The sequence below is a fragment of the Shinella sp. 838 genome (assembly GCF_029623935.1).
Lineage (GTDB): Bacteria > Pseudomonadota > Alphaproteobacteria > Rhizobiales > Rhizobiaceae > Shinella.
In genome coordinates this window covers 335141-354228 of record NZ_JARSBQ010000004.1, presented here as the reverse complement: position 1 = coordinate 354228, position 19088 = coordinate 335141, and the positions used below count along the sequence as shown (strand labels likewise).

9 protein-coding genes are annotated in these 19088 nt (G+C 66.6%); 7 read left to right on the top strand and 2 right to left on the bottom strand.

Annotated elements, in window-relative coordinates; all coding sequences use genetic code 11:
* Positions 1-167: 167 nt before the first annotated feature.
* From P9A16_RS16195 to P9A16_RS16180, 4 genes are all read left to right on the top strand, one after another.
* Positions 168-551: a hypothetical protein gene (locus tag P9A16_RS16195; RefSeq protein ID WP_156032092.1), complete on the top strand. Its 384-nt coding sequence runs from the start codon at positions 168-170 to the stop codon at positions 549-551.
* On the top strand, positions 548-2767 hold the full coding sequence (locus tag P9A16_RS16190; RefSeq protein WP_023514740.1) for a glycosyltransferase: 2220 nt from the start codon (positions 548-550) through the stop codon (positions 2765-2767). The genes P9A16_RS16195 and P9A16_RS16190 overlap by 4 nt, the downstream gene beginning before the upstream one ends.
* 8 nt (positions 2768-2775) lie before the next feature.
* A complete protein-coding gene (locus P9A16_RS16185; protein WP_024271372.1) occupies positions 2776-4653 on the top strand; it encodes a methyltransferase domain-containing protein in 1878 nt (625 codons plus the stop codon).
* An 86-nt stretch (positions 4654-4739) separates the two neighbouring features.
* Positions 4740-6830 (top strand): caspase family protein, encoded by a 2091-nt coding sequence (locus P9A16_RS16180; protein ID WP_197032960.1) that lies wholly within the window; start codon positions 4740-4742, stop codon positions 6828-6830.
* On the opposite strand, the gene P9A16_RS16175 is transcribed toward P9A16_RS16180, so the two are convergent.
* Both P9A16_RS16175 and P9A16_RS16170 read right to left on the bottom strand, forming a co-directional pair.
* On the bottom strand, positions 6823-7110 hold the full coding sequence (locus P9A16_RS16175; RefSeq protein WP_023512113.1) for a hypothetical protein: 288 nt from the start codon (positions 7108-7110) through the stop codon (positions 6823-6825). The two genes, P9A16_RS16180 and P9A16_RS16175, sit on opposite strands and share 8 nt — an antisense overlap.
* Entirely contained in the window at positions 7107-9401 is a 2295-nt protein-coding gene (locus P9A16_RS16170) for an FdhF/YdeP family oxidoreductase (protein WP_023512112.1), read from the bottom strand. The genes P9A16_RS16175 and P9A16_RS16170 overlap by 4 nt, the downstream gene beginning before the upstream one ends.
* Before the next feature lie 163 nt (positions 9402-9564).
* Between P9A16_RS16170 and P9A16_RS16165 the strand changes: the two genes are divergently transcribed.
* The 3 genes from P9A16_RS16165 (at position 9565) to P9A16_RS16155 (ending at position 19035) form a co-directional block, all read left to right on the top strand.
* Positions 9565-10041 carry a GNAT family N-acetyltransferase gene (locus tag P9A16_RS16165; RefSeq protein ID WP_023512111.1) on the top strand — a complete coding sequence of 159 codons (477 nt, stop codon included), beginning with the start codon at positions 9565-9567 and terminating at the stop codon, positions 10039-10041.
* Positions 10042-10046: 5 nt separating this feature from the next.
* Complete coding sequence (locus P9A16_RS16160; RefSeq protein ID WP_023512110.1) at positions 10047-12062, top strand: beta-N-acetylhexosaminidase; 2016 nt, start codon at positions 10047-10049, stop codon at positions 12060-12062.
* 187 nt (positions 12063-12249) lie between these two features.
* Positions 12250-19035 carry a beta strand repeat-containing protein gene (locus P9A16_RS16155; protein ID WP_278025757.1) on the top strand — a complete coding sequence of 2262 codons (6786 nt, stop codon included), beginning with the start codon at positions 12250-12252 and terminating at the stop codon, positions 19033-19035.
* The last annotated feature ends 53 nt before the right edge of the window (positions 19036-19088 follow it).

Sequence of the window (19088 nt, the reverse complement as noted above, 5' to 3'; positions counted from 1 at the left end):
CTCACCCCGCTTTTTCCATTCGCCCTTCGTTGACAGCGCCGGGTCCCGGCAATAGCCTTCATCCAGAGGCGCTTTCAGGCCCGCCCCGGCGGGATCGAGGGGGAGGCGAAATGGGGATCTTCGGCTGGTTGCCGCAACGCGGCCCTAAGCCTGCCACACCGGACGAAATGCCGGCGCAAACCCTCGCCATCTACGCCTCGCAACCGGCGCTCAGCACGATCATCGTTACGCTCATCGGCGTCGAGGCGGAGCAGATCGACGAGATCATCGACGTGACGGCCCGTCGCTTCGGCACGAAGCACAAGATCGTCTATCTCACCGACAGCCTCGACTTCATGCGGTTCCGCGACAGGAACGCCATCTTCGAATACCTGCCCTCCGTCCTCGAACAGAAGCTGCACGCCGCCGAAATCTCCTGGAACGCCTATCTGGCCAAACGCTGGCGTCTCCTCATGTCGAAATGGCAGCCGGTGCATGTCATCAGCTACGGCCAGAACATCGACGCCTTCCTTGCCGCAGCCCCTGCAATGACGGCGCGGACCAATCGATGAGCACGGCGCTCGACGTCCTCTTCGTCGCGGATGTTCGCTTCGAGGGAGGGACGTCGACGGCACTCGCCGTGGAAATCCGTACCGCCGCACGCGCAGGCCTGCGCACAGGGTTGCTCGCCGTCAAAGGACCGCTGCTCGGTCTGCCCTTCCCCATGCACCCGGACCTGCGGCGCCTGATCGATGAAGGATTGACCGAGCGCATCGACCCCGACATGCGCCTCCACGCCCGCCTCGTGCTGATCCATCACCCGACGATCGTCGAGAACCGCCCGACGCGCCCGCTGTCGATCACCACGGACAAACTGCTGATCATCCTGCACCACCCGATGTATGACGGAGACGGCCGCCGACAGTACGACCTCGAACGCGTCGTTGCCCATGCCTGCGACGCCTTCGGCAGCGATGTGTTCCTGGCGCCGGTCAGCGCCGTCGTGCGCGACAGCCTTCCGCGCCGCCTGCCGCCCTATGCGCTTATACTGGAGGAGGACTGGGGCAATCTCATCGACCTTGACGACTGGGCGGCAAAACCGGCCCGAGAGCCCGCCTATCCCGTCGTCATCGGGCGGCACTCACGCCCCGACCCGTTGAAGTGGCCGACCGCCGAGGACGTGCTGCTCGCCTACCCGGCCGACGGTTCACGGTTTCGCGTGCGCGCGCTCGGCGCCGATACTTTCCTCACTGAAAAATATGGCGCGATCCCGCCGAACTGGGAGCTGGTGCCCTTCACCTGGGACGGTGTTCCGGCCTTCCTCGGCACGCTCGATTTCTATGTCTACTTCCATGATCCGGCCTGGTCGGAGGCCTTCGGGCGGACGATCCTCGAAGCGCTCGCGACTGGTCTTGTCGTCATCCTGCCCCCGCATTTCGCGCTGCTGTTCGGAAAGGCAGCGATCTACGGCGAACCTCAAGATGTCGAGCGCCTCATCGATGGCTTCGTGAACGACCCGGAGCGCTACCGGTCGCAATGTATGCAGGCCCGCCGCTTCGTCGAAAACAACCACGACGCGGCGATCTATGCCGACCGTCTCAACCGCATCATGGGGACGCCGGAAGAGGCGAGCCCCCCCGGTGGCGAACTTTTCCCGGCCCTGCCACAGCGCAATGTGCTCTTTGCCTCCAGCAACGGCATCGGCGTCGGACACCTCACCCAGCAGCTCGCCGTCGCGCAGCGGCTGCCGTCGGGTCTGAAACCGGTCTTCGCCACCATGTCCTACTCCATGAAGGCGGCCGTACAGCAGGGCTACCAGGCGCATTTCCTGCCGCATCACCGCATCCTCGATGCCGAACCCGAGGACTGGAACACCTGCCTTGCCGAGGAGCTGTTCGAACTCATCGCCCATCTGCGCCCCGTTGTCTTCGCCTATGATGCGACGGCGGTTTTCGAAGGCGTCACCCGGGCGCTCGGCGCGTTTCCCGATCTCTTCAAGATCTGGGTGCGGCGACCGCTCTGGCGGGAATCCCACCGGGTGTTTCTCGACTTCACCGACCATTTCGATGCGGTGATCGAACCCGGCGAGCTGGCGGAGACCTTCGATCACGGCCCAACCGCGGCCTGCCGCAAGGAAACCTTCCTCGTGCCGCCCGTCCTGCAGCTCGACCCGGCCGACCGCATGGCACGCGAAAGCGCGCGGGCCGCGCTGGGCCTGCCCGAAGGCATAACCGTCGTCGCCTTCCAGCTCGGCTCGGGCGCCAATTTCGACATGCGGGATATTCGCAGCGCGCTGCTCGCCGAAGTGCTGCGCCGCCCCGACACGATCGCGCTCGAGATCCGCTCGCCGATCACGCCCGACGCCGCCGACCTCGAAAGGCTGGGCGAGCGGCACCGGGTGGTCGAGCTCTTCCCGAGCTTCCGCTTCAGCAACGCCTTCGACGCGGCGATCACCGCGGCCGGCTACAACACCTTTCACGAACAGGTGCTCGGCGCCGTCCCGACACTGTTCGTGCCCAACGAAGCCGACGAGATGGACCTGCAGGCAAGCCGCGCCCGCTGGGCGGAACTCACCGGCCGCGGCTGGCTGATGCGCCGCGACTACGACCTCGGCTTTGCCGCGGCCCATGTCGAGCGCCTGCTGGATCCGGTGGAACGAGAGAGCGTGGTGCGCCGCTGCCGGTCTATCGCCTGGACGAACGGCGCCCGCGACATCGCCCGCTACGTGGAGGACCATGCCCGGATCGTCCGGACCGACTGGGACATCACCAAGCTCGACAGCCTGTGAGGACGACGGTGGCCTCGCCAACCTGCAACATCTGCGGCAGTCCGGACTTCGGGGATACCTATGCCGAGAAGGACAGCGCCTTCCTGCGCCGAAACGTGCGCTGCGAGGGTTGCGGTTCGCTGGAGCGTCACCGGCTGATCTTCGAGGTGCTGCGCCTGCGCGGCCTCCTGTCGGGAAATCGCCGCATCCTGCACCTTGCTCCCGAAGAGTGCCTCGCCACCCCCTTTCGAAACCGCTTCGGCAGCAGCTATCTCAGCGCCGACATCGACCCGGGCCAATTCCCTTTCGCCGTCACCCGTCTCGATCTCTGCCGCGATCTTCCAACCCTTGCCCCGGCTTCCTTCGATATCGTGCTGCACAACCATGTGCTCGAACACGTCGCCTGCGACTATCGCGCCGTCGCCGCCGGCCTCCACCGTTTGGTGAAACCCGGCGGCCTGCATATTTTCAGCATCCCCTTCCTCGAAGGCGGGTTCCGCGAGGCGCTGGAGGGGCACACCGGGGCCGAGCGCACAGCACGCTTCGGTCAGTCGGATCACATGCGCATCTTCTCCCCGGAGGATCTCGCCAATACGCTCGGCGCGGTCCTGCCGCTGCCCGCGGATTACGACGCGACCCGCCTCGTTCCCGCAGAACGGCTTCTCGCCATCAACGTCCCGGAAACGGCCTGGCGCGGCTTCAACAACAGTGCCGTCTTCTTCATCGAAAGGCTGGAGGATCGGCCAACCCTCGATGAGCGGGCGGCAACGGCGCAGCCGGCAAGCCCTGTCCCTCTCTCTGATCGTCCCGACGGCATCCTGTTCGTCTCGGCGAACGGCATCGGCCAGGGCCATCTCACTCGCCAGCTTGCGGTCGCAAGACGGCTGAAACACCGCCCGGCCGCCTTCCTGACCATGAGCTACAGCGCAGGCATCGTGCGCGATCTCGGCTTTCCCGTGCATTTCGTGCCGCATCATGGGCTGACCGGCGAGGAGCCCGCCGCCTGGAACGACCGGCTCGCCGCGGAAATCGGTCTGTTGCTCGAAGCCCATCACGCCACCACCCTCGTCTACGACGTCAATTTCGTCTTCGACGGCGTCATCCAGGCCCTCGGCCATCATCCCGGCGTGCAGGCCATCTGGATCCGGCGTGGGATGTGGCCGGCACACCATGAGAGCTATATCGGTGCCGGCGCGCATTTCCCCATCATCATCGAACCGGACGACTATGCCGGCGAATGCGATGGCGGGCCGACCGCCGCCGACCGAGCAAAGACCCGGCTGGTGCCTCCGATGCTGCTGATCGACCCGTCGGAGCGCCTGGCACGTGATGCGGCGCGACAAACACTCGGCCTGCCACAGACAGCCACCGTCATCCTTCTCGACCTCTCCCGTTCCGCCAATCCCGATCTCATGCGTCTTCACACCCGGCTGCTGGACGACCTCCTTGCGAGGGCCGACCTGCATGTGCTGGAACTACAATCCCCCCTGACCGGAAAGACCGCGCCCCGCCATCCCGAACGCCACCACCGGCTCATGCGCCACCCCGCCTATGCCGTAAGCCGCGCCTGGGACGCCGCGATCGTGCGGGCAGGCTACAACACGTTCCATGAGAACATTGCAGGTGGCATTCCCACCCTCTTCGCGCCGGACGAAAGCCCGGACATGGACCGGCAGGTCGATCGCGCACGCTGGGCCGAGAGCCGCGGTGCCGCCTTGCTGCATCGCGTTGCGGACGACGAGGCGCACCTCTCCGCCGCCCTCGGCAGACTGCTTCGTGCCGACGTGCAAGCTAATTTGGCAACGACGTGCGCAGGCATCGCCGAGGCCGGAGATGGCTGGCGGAACGGCGCTGAAACGCTGGCGCGCATGCTGGAAGGCAGTTTTGAGGACAGGGACGCAGAATAACGCCGGGCTGCATCCCGTCTTGTCCAGTATCGGGCCGGAGGACTATGCTAGCCTCCTGCCAGGATCTTCATGGGGTGGCGATGCTCATGCAAAGATTGTGTCTTCTTCTCGTTCTGTTTTTCTCGATGGCGACCGCGGCGTTCGCCGCCGCAGACAACCGCGTCGCGCTGGTGATCGGCAACGGCAAATATACCGATCTTCCGCGCCTGCCCAATGCGCAGAGCGACGCCAAGCTGATGGAAAAGGCGCTCTCCGCCGCCGGCTTCAAGATCGTCTCGGTCATCGACGGCGACCGCCAGCAGATGGTTCGCGCGCTGAAGAGCCTGACCGAGGCGCTGACGCCGGAAACCAATCTCGTCGTCTACTATGCCGGCCACGGCATCCAGTTCGCCGACGAGAACTATCTGATCCCGACGGACAGCCAGCTCACCTCCTCTTCCGACCTGCCGCTCGAAGCCTTCAGCCTGAAGATGATCACCGAGCAGATCGAGCGCGCCCGCCCACGCATCGCCGTGTTCATCGTCGATGCCTGTCGCAACAATCCGCTGGAGACCAACCGCTCGGCGGGCACGGCGGCCAATGACGGCGCAACACGCGGCCTTGCGCGTGCCACCGGGCCGCTGGGCACCTTCATCGCCTTCGCCACCGCACCGGGAAAGGTCGCGACGGACGGCACGAAGGGTAACAGTCCCTTCACGCGGGCACTCGCCGACTTCATCACCGCGCCGGGCCTGCCCATCGAGCAGGTCTTCAAGCGGGTGCGCGAGCGGGTTGTCGAGGAGACCGGCGGCGAGCAGGTACCGTGGGACAATTCCTCGCTGACCAAGGACTTCTTCTTCACCGACGCCCTGCCGGAAGTGCCGAAGTTCTCCGCGGAAGCAACCAAGGATGCCGAAGCCTGGCAGGCAGCCGCCGACGGCGACACGACCAAAAGCTACCAATCCTACCTCGCCGCTTTCCCCCAGGGCCTCTTTGCCGACATCGCCGAAATGCGCGTCGATACGCTGACCGAAGCGAACAAGCCGAAGGAGGAGAAGGAACAGGAGGTTGCGGCTCTGCCGGTCGATCGCAGCATCAATGCGGCCGAGGACCTTCTGATGTGGAACGGCATCCAGGCGAACGGCACCGCCGACCAGTATCGCGGCTATCTCGAAAAATTCCCCGAGGGCGTCTTCGCCAAGCTCGCCCGGCTGCGGCTGGAAGATGCGACGAAGGGCTCCGACGAGACCGTGCCGGCGATCTCCGGCCGCATCACGGCGAATTACGAGGAATTCGCCCAGAACCCGCTCTACCCCGAGATCACCGATTGCGACCGCGAGGCCGGCCATGTGCAGGAGATCGCCGACCCCGCCGTCGGCGTCTATTTCAAGCAGATCAAGCCGGAAACCGCGGTGCCGGCCTGCATGACGGCGCTCAAGCAGTTTCCCGACAGCCTGCGCATCCTCATGAACTACGGCCGCGCCATCGATGCCGCCGGCCGACATGACGAGGCCCGGGAAATCTACCGGACCGGCGCCAGTGCCGGCTTTCCGATCGCCTATCGTTCGCTGGGCGACGTCTATCGCGACGGCCGCGGCATCGAGAAGAACCTGACGGAAGCCCGCTACTGGTATGTGCTGGGGGCGGCAAAGAAGAACGTCTTCGCCGAATTCAACCTTGCCTTGATCTACGAGAACGGTCTCGGCGTGACGGCCGATCCGCAGAAGGCGGCCTACTGGCTCTGGCGGGCGGCAAAACAGGGATTCGCGCCCGCCATGGAGAAGCTCTCGGCCTATTACCTCGACGGCAAGGCCGTGCCGAAGGACGTCGCCCAGGCGGAGATCCTGCTGACAGGCGCCGCGGAAATGGGCCATATCTATGCCGAGCTCCGGCTCGGGGACCTCTATCTCGACGGCAGCGCCTTGAAAAAGAATCCCGCCGCCGGCGCCGAATGGGTCGGCAAAGCGGCAAGACAGGGCTACAACGAGGCACAGTTCCGGCTTGCCACGCTCTATCTCGACGGCACCGGCCTCAAGAAAGATGCCGGGCAGGCACTCAACTGGTTCACGCTGGCAAAGGCCAACGGCGTCGAACGGGCCGGCGAAATGGTGGCGGCGCTCGGCGAAAAGCTCGGAGGAAAGGCCGTCAGGAAGGCTGAAAAATTCGCGGCCGGCTTCCAGCCCACGGCCGTCAAATAGGCCCGACTGCGGCCGGTCCGAGGCAATAGCGGGTCCGCATCGTGCGCGCATCCCGCCCGTCGATACGGACCACACCGCGCTCGGCCAACGCGTTCAATTCCCTCAGCACGAGGGCGTGGGCAAGGCCGAGGCGGTTGGCGAACGTGCGGCTGTCGCTCGCGACGCCCATGCGAGCGGCCGCGACGAGCGCGGCCTGGATGCCCGTCAGCCGAGGATCCTCGCCCTGCACGCGGGCGACAAGCGCCAGGAAATCCCCGGCCTCCCTCGCCTCGCCGCTCACGCGGCCTCGCGCCTGCGGAAGGAGACCATGATCGACTTGGAGGTCGGCGTGTCGCTTTCCTCCCCGGCGCTGGAGAGCGGCACCAGCACATTCAGCTCCGGATAGTAGCCCGCGATGCTGCCGCGCGGCACGTCATAGGGCACGAAGCGGAAATCGCGCGCCACGCGTTCGATCCCGTCGTTGTGAGCGCCGACGACGTCCACCCGGTCGCCGGCTTCCGCCTCCATGGCCTTCAGGTCCTCGGGATGGATGAAGATGACCTGCCGTTCGCCGTAGACGCCGCGGTAGCGGTCGTCGAGGCCGTAGACGGTCGTATTGTACTGGTCGTGCGAGCGGAACGTCTGCAGCGCGAAGCGCCCGCCGGCCTTGCGCGCCCGTTGGTGCACCGTCTCCTCCGGCAGCGGGCCGGAGAAGAAGGAGGCCTTGCCGGCAGGCGTATCCCATTCCCGGTGCGACGCCGCATTGCGCAGGAGGAAGCCGCGCGGCTTGCGCAGGCGCGTGTTGTAATCCGTAAAACCCGGAATGGTCGCCTCGATATGGTCGCGGATGCGGTCATAGTCTTCCGCAAGCGCACTCCAGCGCACGATGCCGCTGCCGACCGTCGCCTCGGCGATGCCGGCGATGATCGCCACTTCCGATTTCAGATGCGGCGAGGCGGGCCGGTTGATACCGGCCGAGCCATGCACCATGCTCATCGAATCCTCGACGCTGATCAGCTGGGAATTGCCGCCGGGCGCAAGGTCCATCTCGGTGCGGCCAAGGCAGGGCAGGATGAAGGACACCTCTCCCGGCATCAGGTGCGAGTGGTTGGGCTTCGTGGCGATGTTCACCGTCAGCTTGAGCCGGCGCAGCGCCGTTTCCACCAGCGTGCTGTCCGGCGTCGCGCGGGCGAAATTACCGCCGAGGCCGATGAAGGCCTCCGCCGAGCCATCCAGCATGGCACCGATTGCCGACAGCACATTGTGCCCGTGTTTGCGCGGTGGGGAAAAGCCGAACTCCCGCTCCAGCGCATCGAGGAAAGCTTCCGGCGGCTTCTCGTTGATGCCGACCGTGCGGTCGCCCTGCACGTTGGAATGACCGCGCACCGGGCAGAGACCTGCTCCCGGCCGGCCGATATTGCCGCGCAGGAACATGAAGTTGGCGATCTCGCGGATCGTCGCGACGGAATGCACATGCTGCGTCACGCCCATCGCCCAGGTGCAGATGACGCGCTCGGCCTGCATGTAAACCGCCGCCGCACGTTCGATCTCGGCCCGTGTCAGGCCGGACTGATCCTCGATCTCGGACCAGCCGGTCGCCTCGACCGCGGCACGATAGGCGGAAAAATCCACGCAATGTTCGGCAAGGAAAGCATGGTCGAGCACCGGCGGCAGGCCCGCCGCAATCGCCGCGTCCTCCGCTGCAAGCACCGCCTTTGCCATGCCGCGCACGGCCGCCATGTCACCGCCGAGCTGCGGCTGGAAATAGTGGCTGGCAATGTCGGTCGAGCCGCCACGCAGCATCTCGATCTTGTCCTGCGGATCGGAGAAACGCTCCAGGCCCCGCTCGCGGATCGGATTGAAGACGACGATGCGCGCACCGCGCAGGGCCGCCCGGCGCAGGTCGCCCAGCATGCGCGGATGATTGGTACCGGGGTTCTGGCCGATCACGAAGATCGCGTCCGCCGCCTCGAAATCCTCGAGCAACACCGTTCCCTTGCCGACGCCTATCGCCTGGCGCAGCGCGACGCCGCTCGCCTCGTGGCACATGTTCGAGCAATCGGGAAAATTGTTCGTGCCGTAGAGGCGGACGAAGAGCTGATAGAGATAGGCCGCTTCGTTGCTGGCGCGGCCGGAAGTGTAGAACTCCGCACGATCAGGATTGTCGAGGCTCTTCAGGATGTTGCCGATCTCTGTGAAAGCATCGTCCCAGGCGACCGGCAGATAGCGGTCGCTCGCCGCGTCATAGCGCATCGGATGGGTGAGGCGGCCATGGAGTTCCAGCTCGTAGTCGCTCAGCTTGCGCAGGTCCGCGACCGTATGGGCGGCGAAGAAGGCGGGCGTGGCCCGCTTTTCCGTCGCCTCCCAGGCAACCGCCTTCACGCCGTTCTCGCAGAATTCGAAGGAAGAGCCGTGCTCGGGATCCCCCCAGGCGCAGCCCGGGCAATCGAACCCGTCCGGCTGGTTCGCCTTCAGCATGGCCCTGGCGCCCGACAGCGGCGTGCCGCTTTCAAGCAGTCGCTTGCCACAGCTTTTCAACGCCCCCCAGCCACCGGCCGCGGAGGATTTCTTTCCGATAAAACGAGTATCCATAAATCAGGTATTTGCCATTCGTCAGGATTGATCAAGGGGCCAGTTCGAATGGCTTGATAGGGAATTCCTATCGCCATCGGCCACACAAAATCTGGCAGTTTGCCTGAATCACGGCGATTGACTACCAATCCTCTAAGGGGATCACCGAACCGGAGGCGTGGCCTTGGACTATCTCGTCAATCTCTCGCGTCTTGATCCCGACCCGGCGCTCGATGCCCGGATGGCGCAGGCCGGCGTGACGATCCGCAGGGCCCTTGCGCCCGAAGCCAGGCTCGTCACCGACTGGGTGGCGGATACGTTCGGCAATGGCTGGGCCAGCGAGACCGCGGTCGCGCTGACGCGCCAGCCGCCCACCGTCTTCATCGCAACCCGCGAGCGCCGGCTCGTCGGTTTCGCCTGTCATGAAGCGATCGCCCGCGGCTTTTTCGGACCGACGGGGGTGGAAGCGAACGCGCGCGGGCTCGGCATCGGCCATGCCCTGTTGCTTGCCAGCCTCTTCGACCTGAAGGCGATGGGATACGGCTACGCGATCATCGGCGATGTCGGACCTTCGGCCTTCTATGAGAAGACGGTCAATGCCATGCCGATCCCGGACTCGGCGCCCGGTATCTATGCCGGCATGCTGCCGGTCCAGGGATGATTGCCATGCCGGCGCATGACCCCCACGGCCTTACGCTCGAAACCGTCTGGATCCCGGCCGCGGGAGAGCAGGCGATGGCCTACCGGCTCACGTTGCACAACGACGGGGCGACCGCCATCGGCAATTTCCGCCTGTGCTTCAGCGGCCCCTGTCAGGTCGATGCCACGGCAACCGCGGAGGGCGGCCATATCGGCCGGCGGCTTTCCACCTTCACGGAGCTGCTGCCGCCGGAGGGGCTGGAGCTTGGCGCCGGCGCAAGCTGGACCGTCACCATCCATGGCCTGTCCTGGCCATTCCAGCACTGGACGGACGGTGCACGCGGCGCCTATCTGCTCTTTCCCGACGGCAGCACGCGCAGGGTCGCCACCACGCCGACGAGGCGCATGGGCGGCAACGCTGCGCCGAAACGGGGCATGGAACCCTATCCCGTGCCCGCCAGACCACCGGCACCGGTTTCGGTCATCCCCTGGCCGAACCATGTCGCGCTCACCCGCCTCGGCTCCGCCCCCGCCGGCCTGACGCTTCTTGCGGAAGATGCCATGGCAACGGCGGCGGCGGCAGCATTCCGGCGGCTGACCGAAGCACTTTTCGCCGTCGAAGGCATCGTCCGCGCTGCCGAGGAGGGCGGACTGCCGGTGCATTTCCACATACGGCAAACGCTCGCCGCCGAGGCGCATGAACTGGTCTTCACACCCGGCTCCGTCGCCATCCACGCCTCCGGGCAGGCCGGATTCCTCTATGGGCTCATCACGCTCGGCCAGATCTGGCGCGGCGCGCATCATTATCCGCACGCCTTCGGGTTTCCGGCAGAAGGACAGATCGCCGATGCGCCGGCGATGAGCTGGCGCGGGCTGCATCTCGACGTGGCACGCCGGTTCTACGGCGCAGCGGAAATCCGGCGGCTGCTTTCCATTCTCGCCTGGAACAAGCTCAACCGCTTCCACTGGCACCTCTCCGACGACGAGGCCTGGCGGGTCGAGATCGATGCCTATCCGGCACTGACGGCAACAAGCGCATGGCGCGGCGAAGGTCTTGCCATTCCGCCTTTGCTCGGTACCGGCGCGGAACGCAGCGGCGGCTACTACAGCAAGGCTGCCATCCGCGACATCGTCGGACATGCCCAGGACTACGGCCTCGAGATCGTGCCGGAAATCGACATGCCCGGCCATTGCCACGCCCTGCAAATAGCCATCCCCGAGCTCCGCGATCCCGACGAGCGGGGCAGCTATCATTCAGTCCAGGGCTTTGCCGACAATTGCCTCAACCCCGCACGCGAGACGACCTACCGTGTCGTCGAAACAATCCTTGCGGAACTGATCGCGCTTTTCCCCTTCCGAACCATCCACATCGGTGCAGACGAAGTCCCGATCGGCGCGTGGTCCGGCTCGCCGGAGGCGCTCGCGAAACTGTCCGAAATCGCCGGAAGGGACATGAGCGAAGCCCATGCGAAACGGCTCAACGTGATCACCAACACGCACGGCGCCGATGCCATCGAAGGGTCCGGCGCGGCGGCGTTGCAGGCGATCTTCCTCAGGCGCATCCAGGCATTCCTCGCCGCGCAAGGCTGCACCACCGGCGGCTGGCAGGAAGCCGCGCACGGCAACGTCATCGACAAGAACACGACCTATCTCTGCGGCTGGCGGGACGTCGCGGCCTCGGCGGCACTTGCCGACGAGGGCTACACGATGGTCGTCTGCCCAGGCCAGGCCTATTATCTCGACATGGCGCATTCGGCCGACTGGGACGAGCCGGGAGCAAGCTGGGCGGGCGCCTCGACGCCAGAAATGACCTACGCCTTCGATCCCGTCTCCGGCTGGAACGAGGCGCAGAAGGCCAGGCTGCTCGGCGTGCAGGCCTGCATCTGGTCAGAGCCGATGCTCGACCGCGCCGTCTTCGACCGTCTCGTCTTCCCCCGCCTCTCGGCCGTCGCCGAAACCGGCTGGACCCGACCGGAACACAAATCCTGGCTGCGTTTCCAGGCTTCCGCAGGCCTCATGCCGGTGCTTTACGGCGCCGCGTAGAACACCGGCCGGCAGGCGCACCCTTCGGCCGTCCCGCGCGGGCAGGAAAGCCCGCAAACTCCCGGGAATTCAGGCATTCCGCCCCGCAACCTCCACGTACAGGTTCAGGCAAGCTCGCGATTGTATCGAAAATCAGCCGAATGGTGAATTTGCTGTTCTTTCGATTCCATATTTCAGGACTTTGCCCATGACGTCGATCGTGCCCACCCTGAGCATCGCCCAGATCAAGCAACTCTCCACTTCGGCAATCCTGGCCTGGACGACGGAGGACGTCGCCTCGCTCTCCACGAGCCAGCTCAATGCCTTCTCTTCCAAGCAGATCGCAGCGCTGGAAGTGGAGGACATCGAGACCCTCAACACCCGACAGCTGAGCGCCATTTCGCAAAGCGCCATCATCGGCCTGTCGCTCGACCAGCTCAGCGCTCTCGACAAAATCGCCATCGAGAACCTTGCCCCCTCCCAGGTCGCCGCCCTCACCGCGACCCAGATGAGAGGCCTGTCGTCCGAGCAGGCGGAGGCGCTGACGGTCTCGCAGGTCCGCATGCTGAGCGCCGCCCAGCTCGCCGCCCTCGACCCCGCGGATATCGCGACCTTCTCCACCGACGACATGGCCGCCATCAGCTACAAGGCCGTGCAGCTTCTCGGCACCGCGGCCATCGCCGCCCTTTCCTCCGAACAGATCAGCGCCCTGACGCCGCTCGCCATCGCGGGATTCACGCCGGCGCAGACCACGTCGCTGACCCCGGAACAGATCGCAGCACTCACGACTGCGCAGGTCGCACTCCTCAAGCCGACGCAGATCGCGGCACTCAGCGCCGAAGCGGTTGCCGCCTTCAGCGAGACACAGATCGCAGCGCTCAGCACCAGCGCGCTGACAGGTCTCCGATCGACCCAGATCAGCGCCATGAACACCGCGCAGATCGAGGCATTGACCCCGGCGCAGGTCCGCGCGCTTACCGGCCAGCAGCTTACGGCCATGGGATCGTCCGGCCTTGCCACCTTCTCCAGCCAGGATATCGCGGCGATCTCCAGCCGTGCCGTTCCCAGCCTCAGCATCGGCGTCATCGCCGCACTCTCCGCCGACCAGATCGAGGCGCTCAGCCCGTCCGCCATCCAGGCCCTGACGGTGATGCAGATCAATGCCCTCAGCCCGGCCCAGATCGAGCTCTTCACGTCCACCCAGGTGCGCGGGATGAACATGGCGCAGATCGGCGCGCTCGGTGCCGACGATATCGCCGCGCTCTCCAGCGACGCCCTCGCCGCCATCAACAACACCGCGCTGAAGGGGCTCAACACCGCCGCCGTCGCCGCCCTTTCGCAGGCGCAGATCGAGGCACTGTCGACGGCGCAGATCAACGCGCTTTCCGCAAGACAGATCGCCGCGCTCGGCACCGCCGGCATCGCGCTGTTCTCCACGCTCCAGATCGCCGCCGTCAACAGCAGCGCCATCCCCGGCCTGACGACCGCCCAGATCGCCGTCCTCGCCAGCGACCAGGTCGAAGCCCTCTCGCCGGTGCAGGCCAAGGCGCTCACCGCAACCCAGATCGCCGCGCTCGAAGCCGATGACCTTGCGGTGTTCTCGACCGCCGACATCGCCGCCCTCTCGGCGAGCGCCGTAACGGGCCTTTCCACCGGCACGATTGCCAGCCTTTCCACCGACCAGATCGCCGCGCTCAGCGTGAAATCGATCCCCGGCCTCTCGACGCAGCAGATCGCCGCGCTCGAAGTCGCACAGGCCGAAGCCCTCACGGTCGCGCAGGTCAAGGCGCTGACGGCCCGGCAGGTCGGCGTTCTCTCTCCCGAGGCGCTGGAAACCTTCTCGACCGCCGATATCGCCGCGCTTTCGGTCAACGCGCTTTCCAGCCTCGGCAGCGACTCCATCTCCCGCCTCACCCCCGAGCAGATCGCGGCACTGACGACCGGCCAGATCACGGCCCTCAAATCGTCGCAGCTCGCCGCGCTCACCACCGAGCAGGTCGAGGCCTTCACGCCCAATCAGGTCCGCGCCATGAGCGCCGTCCAGCTCGCCGCACTGGCGCCGGACGCCATCGCCACCTTCTCGACCGCGGACATGGCGGCCATCAGCAATCGCGGCATTTCCGGCCTCAGCACGGCCGCCGTCGCGACCCTCACCACCGACCAGATCGCCGCGCTCAGCGGCGGCGCGCTCGGCAGCCTCACGGGTGCGCAGATCCGCGCCCTCGAAGCCGAACAGATCGAAGCGCTTTCCACCGCCCAGGTCGCGGCACTCGGCGCGACACAGCTTGCAGCCCTCGGCCCCGAAGACATGGCGATGCTCACCGAAGCACATATCGCCGCGATCAATGCCAAGGCCATCTCCGGCCTCAGCAGTGAGGCCATCGCCGCGCTTTCCACCGACCAGATCGCGGCCCTCGGAACCAGCGCCATCGCCAGCCTGAAGTCGACGCAGATCGCCGCCCTCACCCCCGAGCAGGTCGAGGCCTTCTCGCCGGTGCAGGTCCGCGCGCTCAGCGCCCAGCAGATCGCGTTCCTCGGCGCGGACGACCTTGCCACCTTCTCGACGGAGGACATAGCGGCGATCAATACCAAGGCGATGCAGGGCATCACGTCCGATGCCTTCATCGGGCTTTCGGACGAGCAGGTCGGCGCGCTGTCGACCGCGCAGATCGCCGGCCTTTCCGCCAAGCAGTTCTCCGGGATGGACGGAACGGTCCTCGCCTCGCTCACCACCGGCCAGATCGCAGCCCTCAGTGCCAGTGTCATCGCTATCCTTTCGCCCAGCCAGATCGAAGCGCTGAGCACGGCACAGATCGAGGCCCTGACCCCGACCCAGGTCAAGGCGCTGAGCGCCAACCAGCTTGCCGCGTTGACCGCGGCCGACATAGCGACCTTCTCGAGCGCCGACCTTGCGGCCATCAGCAGCCGGGCGATTTCCGGGCTTGATGCCGATGTGCTCACCGGCCTTTCGGCCAGCCAGATCGCCGCTCTCGACCGCTATGCGATCCCGGGCATGAGCGCCCGGCAGATCGAGGCGCTGTCCTCCGCCCAGATCGCCGCCCTCACCACCGCCCAGATCGCCAGCCTCACCCCCACGCAGGCCGGCGCCTTCGAGGTGGAAGACATCCGGGCGCTTTCGACCGCGCAGGTCGCCGCCCTTTCCTTCCGCGCCATTCCCGGCCTGAGTGCCGGCTCCATCACCGCGCTCTCCTCCGATCAGCTTGCCGCGCTCAGCACGAGCAGCATGACGGGCCTGACCAGCAGCCAGCTCGATGCGCTGACCTCGCAGCAGGTGAGCCAGCTCTCCACTGCCCAGCTGCGGGCGCTGAACGCCACCCAGCTCGCCGGCCTTGACGACGACATCGATGTCCTCTCCACCGCGCAGATCGCCAGTCTCAACCCGGCCGCCATCAGCGGCCTCACCACGAACCAGATGGCGGGCCTCACCTCCGAGCAGGTCGCGGCCCTGACCACGGCACAGATCGGCGGGCTCAACTCCGGACAGGTCGGTGCCCTCAGCCCCGCCGACATCGCCTCGCTGACGAGCGCGCAGATCAATGCGCTCAGCGGCGTCGGCATTTCCGGCCTGACCGCAAATCAGATCGCGGCACTCACCACGACGCAGATCAACGCCCTCAACAACCGCCAGATGGCGGCACTCTCCTCCGCGCAGATCGCCGCGCTGGGAACCGACAACGTGGCGGCGCTGACCACGGCTCAGATCGCCGCGCTCAATGCCGGCAGCATCGCGGGCTTCACCTCCGAACAGCTCGCCACCCTTTCCACCGCCCAGGCCGAAGCGCTGACCAGCGCGCAGGTGGGCTCCCTGAAATCCGACCAGATCAGCGAACTCGGCACCGACGACATCGCCACCTTCTCGCCGAGGGATATCGGCATGATCAGCTCCGGCGCCATCGCCGGGCTGTCTCCGGCCGCAATCGCCGCGCTCTCGACGGCACAGATTGCCGCCTTCAGCACCGCCGCCATCGGCGCGATGAGCGCCCAGCAGCTCGCCGCCCTCTCCACGGCGCAGGCCGAAGCCCTGACCAGCCAGCAGGTTGCGGCCCTCAGCTCCGCCCAGCTCGCCACCTTCGGTGCCGATGACCTCGCCACCTTCTCGACCCGGGATATCGCCGCCATCGGCTCGAACGCCATTGCCGGTATCTCGACCGAAACGCTCGCGGCCCTTTCGACCGCCCAGATCGCAGCCTTCAGCACCGCCGGTATCGGCGGCATGACGGCACGGCAGTTCGAAGCGCTCAGCGTCGCCCAGGCCGAGGCGCTCACCAGCACCCAGATCGGCGCGATGAGTTCGGCGCAGCTTGCGGCCTTCGGGACCGACGACATCGCTACCTTCTCGACGCGCGAGATCGCCGCCATCGGCGCGAACGCGGTCTCCGGCCTCTCGACGGCCGCAATCGCAAACCTCTCGACGGCGCAGGTGGCAGCCCTCAGCACCGCTGCGATCGGCGGCCTTGCAACCCGCCAGATCCAGGCCCTCACCAGCGCCCAGCTCGACGCCCTGTCGCCTGCCCAGGTTCGCGCCCTCGATGCCCGGCAGATCGCAACGCTCGGCACGGAATACATTGCAGCGCTTTCGACGGAGCAGGTTGCCGCCCTCAGCACGGCCGCCATTGCCGGCCTCTCCACCGACCAGATCGCGGCGCTCTCCACCGCCCAGGCCGAGGCCCTGAGCAGCAAGCAGGTCGCCGCCCTCACCTCGCGCCAGATCGCGGCGCTCGATCTCGACGACCTCGACACCTTCTCCGTCGCCGACATGGCCGCCATCAGCTCCAGCGCGATGTCGGGCCTGTCGACCGACATGCTCGCCTCGCTGACGACGAGCCAGATCGCCGCGCTCGGCCCGGCCGGCCTTTCCGGCATGACGAGCAGCCAGATCGCCGCCCTTTCCACCGATCAGGTCGGTGCGCTCACCACGGCCCAGCTCGCCGCCCTCGGGTCGAAGCAGACCGCAGCGCTCAGCACGGACGACATCGCCGCCCTTTCGCCGGCGCAGATCGCCGCCCTCGGCTCGGCCGGTGTTTCCGGCCTCACCACGGACCAGATTTCCGTCCTGTCCACCAGCCAGGCCGAGGCGCTGACCAGCGGCCAGATCGCCGCACTGAGTTCCAGCCAGGTCGCCGCCTTCAGCGCCGACACGATGGAGACCTTCACCGCCGCCGAGATGGCCGCAATCACATCAGGCGCGGTCTCCGGCCTGTCGGCGGCAACCATCGCGGCCCTGACGACGGCGCAGATCGCAGCGCTGAACGGGGCCGGCCTGACATCCACACAGGTCAACGCCCTCAGCAGCGACCAGCTGGAGGCGCTGACCAAGACCCAGCTCGCCGCCTTCGGATCGGCACAGATCGGCGCGCTCGGTACGGACGACATCACAGTCCTCTCGCCCGAGCAGATCGCCGCCCTCGGCACGGCCGGCATCGCCGCCCTTTCCACCGCGCAGGTCGCAGCGCTTTCCAGCAGCCAGGCGGAGGCCCTGACCAGCAAGCAGGTCGCCGCGCTGAATTCGCATCAGATCGCAGCGCTTGAGGCCGAAGACCTCGAACTGTTCTCGACGGCCGATCTTGCCGCGATCAATTCACGGGCCATGTCCGGTCTGTCGACGGCAACGCTCGCCGCGCTTAGCCCCGAGCAGATCGCCGCCTTCAGCCCCTCCGGCATTTCCGGCCTGTCGAGCGCCCAGATTGGCGCGCTGACCGCCGACCAGGTCGAGGCGCTGACAAGCGCCCAGGTCGGCGCCCTGAGCTCGCAGCAGATCGCGGCGCTCGATGCGGATGACATCGCGCTGTTCTCGACGGCCGACATGGCGGCCATCAGCTCGAGCGCGATTGCCGGCCTGTCGCCGGCGGTGCTTGCCGGCTTCTCGGCCAGCCAGATCGCCGCACTCAGCGCTGCGGGGATCAGCGGGCTCACCACAAGCCAGGTCGCCGCCCTCACCTCCGCTCAGGTCGCCGGGCTTTCCACCCAGCAGCTGGGAGCCCTCACCTCCAAGCAGGTTGCCGCCCTCGATGCCATCGACGTCAGCGCACTGACGCCTGCCCAGATCGCAGCGCTCAGCACAGGCGGTGTGGCCGGTCTTACCAGCACGCAGACCGGCGGCCTGACGCTGGAACAGGTCGAAGCGCTCACGACAAGCCAGATCGCGGCCCTCGGTTCATCCGCCCTTGCAGGCCTTTCGACCGAGGCGCTCGACACGTTCTCGCACGGCAAGCTCGCCGCGATCAGCGCCAGCGCGATCAAGGGCCTGCCGCCGGGCTATATGGCAACGCTCTCCGAAGGTGAAATCGCCGCCCTCGGCACGGCAGCGATCTCCGGCCTCAGCAGTGCCCAGATCGCAGCACTCAGCACCGCACAGGTCGAGGCCTTGTCGCTGGCCCAGATCGCCGCGCTGAGCCTGCCGGGCATTGCCGGCCTCACCTCCGCACAGATGCAGACCATCTCCTCCGAGGAGCTGGCGGCCATCGGCACGGCAGCCATCCGCGGGCTTTCGAGCGGCACGATCGGCGCACTGTCGACGGCGTCGATCGCAGCCCTGTCGACGGCTCAGGTCGCCGCTCTCACCTATGGCCAGATGTCGGCACTCGGCGCCCAGCAGGTGGGGGCGCTCTCGTCCGACCAGATCGGTGCGCTGACGGCGACACAGGCCGCGGCCCTCGGTGCCGACGACCTAGCCACGTTCTCGGCTGAGGATATCATCTCGCTGAGCTCAAGCGCGATTTCCGGCCTCGGCACGGCGACACTCGCCGGTCTTTCCACCGAGCAGGCTGCCGCCTTCACGCCCGGCCAGCTTGCCGCCATGACCTCGGCACAGATCAACGCCCTGCCGCAAGGTGGCGGGGGCGCACAGAACTTCGCCTCTCCGCCCATGAGCGACGAGTCTGCAGCGGAAGATCCGAGCTCTGCAGAGCCCAAGGCCGAGAGCGATGCGCAATCGGAGATCGCGTCGATCATCTCCTCCTACCTCACGGTCTGATCAAGCGACAAAGCCTGAAAACACGTTCGCCCCGGCAAGCCGGGGCGAACTGC

What these genes read in the sequence shown, in the direction of transcription:
- P9A16_RS16170 (WP_023512112.1), bottom strand. Translation starts at nt 9,401, where the DNA reads ATGGATACTCGTTTTATCGGAAAGAAATCCTCCGCGGCCGGTGGCTGG.
- P9A16_RS16155 (WP_278025757.1), top strand. Translation starts at nt 12,250, where the DNA reads ATGACGTCGATCGTGCCCACCCTGAGCATCGCCCAGATCAAGCAACTC.
- P9A16_RS16195 (WP_156032092.1), top strand. Translation starts at nt 168, where the DNA reads ATGCCGGCGCAAACCCTCGCCATCTACGCCTCGCAACCGGCGCTCAGC.
- P9A16_RS16180 (WP_197032960.1), top strand. Translation starts at nt 4,740, where the DNA reads ATGCAAAGATTGTGTCTTCTTCTCGTTCTGTTTTTCTCGATGGCGACC.
- P9A16_RS16160 (WP_023512110.1), top strand. Translation starts at nt 10,047, where the DNA reads ATGCCGGCGCATGACCCCCACGGCCTTACGCTCGAAACCGTCTGGATC.
- P9A16_RS16190 (WP_023514740.1), top strand. Translation starts at nt 548, where the DNA reads ATGAGCACGGCGCTCGACGTCCTCTTCGTCGCGGATGTTCGCTTCGAG.